This is a genomic window from Clavibacter lycopersici (assembly GCF_003576405.1).
Taxonomy (GTDB): Bacteria; Actinomycetota; Actinomycetes; order Actinomycetales; family Microbacteriaceae; genus Clavibacter; species Clavibacter lycopersici.
In genome coordinates this window covers 1-710 of record NZ_QWGT01000490.1, presented here as the reverse complement: position 1 = coordinate 710, position 710 = coordinate 1, and the positions used below count along the sequence as shown (strand labels likewise).

General features: G+C 81.0%; 1 pseudogene. It reads left to right on the top strand.

Annotated elements, in window-relative coordinates:
• Nucleotides 1-710 (top strand): annotated as a pseudogene (locus DZG00_RS17080) (septum formation family protein); the annotation flags it as partial.

Sequence of the window (710 nt, the reverse complement as noted above, 5' to 3'; positions counted from 1 at the left end):
TCGCCCCCGCGGCCGCCGCGGCGCGTGCCGCCGCCATGGCGTGGGCTGCCGGATCCGCTCCGGCTGCGGTCGCGCCCGCCGCCACATCTCCCACCGAGTCCGCGGAGCCGGCTCCGACGTCGGACGCCGCGGCCCGCACGGAGCCCGAGCTGGAGCCCTCGCCGGAGCAGGCGCCGGAGCCGCAGGCCGCGCCCGAGCAGGCGTCGGAGCCGCAGCCCGAGCTCGAGCCCGCGCCGGAGCCGCAGACGGCGGTGCTCTCGACGCCGATCGCCGACCCTGCGCCGGACGCCGACCGCGCCCGAGAGGACGAGCCCGCGCCGCGCGACGAGTACGCGCCGCGCGAGTCCTCGGCCGACGCCGGGGATCCGGTCGCTGCCCCGACCCCGTCCGCACCCGGCGACGCCGAGCCCATCGATGCCATCGCCCTCCTCTTCGGCGACGTCGTCGCGGATCCGGACGATGCCCGCGCCACGGACGCCGCCAGGGATCCGGACGCCGACGCCGACGACCGGGCGCCCGACGCACGCCCCGAGGACGCCGACGACCGGGCACCCGACGCACGCCCCGAGGACGACGACGATCGCACGCGCGTCCTCCCGGCCGCGGGCGCTGCTGCTGCCGCTGCTGCCGCTGCCGCCGCCCCGCGCGCCGGACGCGACGCGCCCACGGTCGCCGTCCCGGCCGCGTCCCCGCGCCCCGACCCGGTGCAG